Here is a 3,452-nt window from a genome sequence, read left to right on the forward strand (position 1 = left end):
GCCAAGGAGATCGTGCTGCATGGGCTGACCCTGCAGGAAGGGCAGGGCGGCGGCGGCGGCGAAGCCGACGGCACTGCCGGCTACAAGGCCGTGCTGCCGGTCGCCTCCGGCGAACTGCATGAAATTGACGCCTCGGCCCTGGCCCTCAGCGCTCTGCTGAATAGCGGCGGTGGTGGCGCCCATGACTGGGCCTTCGGGGCTGCGTGACAGGCGCAGGGGGCGTTTGTTGCCGGCTTGAAGGACCGGTTCCGTCCTGACACGGCGAACGGATCACGCTGCCGCCCCCTCGGGCGGCAGCGTGGCTCCTCACGCGGGAAGTGCGCTGCCGCTCCCACAGGCCGGCGGCCCTGCTTCCGGCCGGGTTGTGCCTTCAGCCGTTCCGGAGGGCCGAAGCGGGCGGCACGTGCCCTCCGCTTCGGCCGCAGAAACCCAGCCACAGCATCGCCGGCGGCCTGGCGGTGCGAGCTCCGATCAGACCCGTTCCAGCACCATGGCGATGCCCTGTCCGACGCCGATGCACATGGTGACCAGGGCGTAGCGCGCCTCCCGGTGATGCAGCTCGGCGACGGCGGTCTGCACCAGCCGGGCGCCCGACATGCCGAGCGGATGGCCAAGCGCGATGGCGCCCCCGTTCGGGTTCACGTGCTCGGCGTCGTCGGGCAGGCCAAGATCGCGGGTGACGGCGAGGGCCTGGGCGGCGAAGGCCTCGTTCAGCTCGATGACGTCGATGTCGTCGAGGCTGAGCCCCGCCTTGTCCAGCACCTTGCGGGTGGCCGGCGCCGGGCCGAAGCCCATGATGCGCGGCGGCACGCCGGCGGTGGCGGTGGCCAGCACGCGGGCGCGAGGCGTCAGGCCGTAGCGGGCGGCGGCTTCCTCGCTGGCCAGGATGATGGCGCAGGCGCCGTCGTTGACGCCGGAGGCATTGCCGGCGGTGACGCTGCCGCCCTCCTTGCGGAAGGGGGTTGGCAGGCGGCCAAGGGCCTCCAGCGTGGTCTCCGGGCGGGGGTGCTCGTCCTGCGTGACGACGATGGGGTCGCCCTTGCGGCGGCGGATCTCGACGGGAACGATCTCCTCGGCGAAGCGGCCGGTCTCCATGGCGCGCTTCGCCCGCTGCTGCGAGCGATAGGCGAAGGCGTCCTGGTCGGCGCGGGACACCTGGAAGTCGGCGGCGACGTTCTCCGCCGTTTCCGGCATGGACTCCACGCCGTATTGGGCCTTCATCAGCGGGTTGACGAAGCGCCAGCCGATGGTGGTGTCGAAGATCTCTGCCTGCCGCCCGAAGGCCTCGGCGCTCTTGCCCATGACGAAGGGCGCGCGGGTCATGCTTTCCACGCCGCCGGCGAGCATCAGCTCGGCCTCGCCGGACTTGATGGCGCGGGCGGCGATGCCGGTCGCGTCCATGCCGGAGCCGCAGAGGCGGTTCACCGTGGCGCCGGGGATGCCGTCCGGCAGCCCGGCGAGCAGCGAGGCCATGCGGGCGACGTTGCGGTTGTCCTCGCCGGCCTGGTTGGCGCAGCCGAGGATGACGTCGTCCAGCGCGCCCCAGTTGAGGCGGGGGTGGCGGGCCATCAGGGCGCGGATCGGCACCGCCGCAAGGTCGTCGGCGCGCACGGCGGCGAGGGCGCCGGCATAGCGGCCGATCGGCGTGCGGGCGGCGTCGCAGATGAAGGCGTCGCGCATCAGCCGGCTTCCTTGCTCATGTGCAGCCTGGCGCCGGTTTTTGCCTGGAGTTCGTCGAAGCCGAGGCCGGGGGCCATCTCGACCACCTCGAAGCCGCGCGCGGTGACGTCGATCACCGCCAGGTTGGTGTAGATGCGGCGCACCGAGCGCATCGCCGTCAGCGGATAGGAGCAGGATTCCACCAGGCGCGGGCGGCCGTCCTTGGTGACGTGCTCCATCACCACCCAGAGGCGCTTGGCGCCGGCGGCGAGGTCCATGGCGCCGCCCACGGCGGGGGCGGTGTCGTTGGCCGAGGTCGCCCAGTTGGCGATGTCGCCGTTCTCCGCCACTTCGAAGGCGCCGAGCACGCAGAGATCCAGGTGGCCGCCGCGGATCATCGCGAAGCTGTCGGCATGGTGCACATAGGCCCCGCCGCGCCGCAGCGTGACCAGCTGCTTGCCGGCGTTGATCAGCCAGGGATCGGCGTCGTCCGGGCCGGGGGCGGGGCCCATGCCCAGCACGCCGTTCTCGGAGTGGAACACCACCTCGCGCTCCAGCGGCACGTAGTCGGCCACCATGGTGGGAATGCCAATGCCGAGGTTGACGTACCAGCCCTCGGGGATGTCCTGCGCCACGCGCCGCGCCATGTCCTTGCGCGACAGCGGGGTGAAGCTCGTCTCGCTCATGCGGATCTCCTCCCTCAGCCCGCGGCCAGCGGCACGCGGATGACCCGGCCCACGAAAATGCCCGGGGTGACGACGGCCTCCGGGTCCAGCGTGCCGAGCGGCTCCACCTCGTCAACCTGGGCGACGGCGAGCTTCGCGGCCATGGCCATCACCGGGTTGAAGTTGCGGCCGCTGCGGCGGTAGGTGAGGTTGCCCCATCGGTCGGCATGGTGCGCCTGGATCAGCGCCACGTCGCCCGGTAGCGCCTTCTCCAGCACGCAGGGGGTGCCGTCGAACTCGGCGGTGGGCTTGCCCTCGGTCAGCAGGGTGCCGTAGCCGGTCGGCGTGTAGAAGGCCGGAACACCGGCGCCCGCGGCGCGCATGCGCTCGGCGAGCGTCCCCTGCGGCACGATCTCCAGCTCCAGCTTGCCGGCCTTGTACAGCTCCTCGAAGACCACCGACCCGGCCGAGCGGGGGAAGGAGCAGATGATCTTGCGGACCCGGCCCAACTCCATCAGCTTCGCCAGGCCGACGCGCCCGGTGCCGGCATTGTTGGCCACCACCGTCAGGTCCGTGGCGCCCTGCTCGATCAGCCCCTCGATCAGCGCGTCCGGCTGGCCGACCGAGCCGAAGCCGCCCACCAGCACCGTGGAGCCGTCGGCGATGCCTTGCATGGCCTCCGCCATATCCCGGACGATCTTGTTGATCATGCTGCCTGTTCCTGCTCGGGCATGGGTTCCTCCGTGTCTTGCATGCGCCGCGCGGGATGGCTTCCCGGGGCGGGGGGCGCCACAGTAGGTCTTGCCGGGCCAGGGCCGCAATGCCGGCTGGCGCGACGGGGCCGGGGCCGGCGGTGTGACCGGCCCGGGCGCGGGGGCGGCGTGCGGCCCGGCCATCGCATGGGGAACCCGCACACGGCATCCCCCCGCTCACCCCGCCGCGAGGAGTGCGGGCCCTGGCGGGCACCATCCTGGCGGCGCTCGCGGCCTTCCCATGGTGAACCGGAAGGCCGCCTTCCGCCATGCCGGCGCGGCGATGCAGGAGAGGCCGGTCGCGCCGCGCGGGAAAGCCAAGGCCGCTTCCCGCAAGGCGCGCAGGGCGCGCCCGCCGCGCCTCCGCGCCCGCCGC

At 72.4% G+C, this 3,452-nt stretch carries 4 protein-coding genes; 1 reads left to right on the forward strand and 3 read right to left on the reverse strand.

The window, feature by feature from the left end; translation table 11 throughout:
* On the forward strand, window positions 1-207 hold a 207-nt coding region (locus E0493_RS22865; RefSeq protein WP_160939569.1), incomplete at its 5' end, for a hypothetical protein.
* Between the two features lie 264 nt (window positions 208-471).
* Here the strand turns inward: E0493_RS22865 and pcaF are convergent.
* The 3 genes from pcaF to E0493_RS22880 are packed head-to-tail and all read right to left on the reverse strand — an operon-like array spanning window position 472 to window position 3,034.
* A complete protein-coding gene (gene pcaF, locus E0493_RS22870) occupies window positions 472-1,680 on the reverse strand; it encodes a 3-oxoadipyl-CoA thiolase (protein WP_160939570.1) in 1,209 nt (402 codons plus the stop codon).
* Complete coding sequence (locus E0493_RS22875) at window positions 1,680-2,345, reverse strand: 3-oxoacid CoA-transferase subunit B (protein WP_160939571.1); 666 nt, start codon at window positions 2,343-2,345, stop codon at window positions 1,680-1,682. The genes pcaF and E0493_RS22875 overlap by 1 nt, the downstream gene beginning before the upstream one ends.
* 14 nt (window positions 2,346-2,359) lie before the next feature.
* Window positions 2,360-3,034, reverse strand: coding sequence for a 3-oxoacid CoA-transferase subunit A (locus E0493_RS22880; protein ID WP_160939572.1), 675 nt, complete (start codon window positions 3,032-3,034; stop codon window positions 2,360-2,362).
* Between the last annotated feature and the right edge of the window lie 418 nt (window positions 3,035-3,452).

The organism is Teichococcus coralli (assembly GCF_009829925.1).
GTDB classification, from domain to species: Bacteria; Pseudomonadota; Alphaproteobacteria; order Acetobacterales; family Acetobacteraceae; genus Pseudoroseomonas; species Pseudoroseomonas coralli.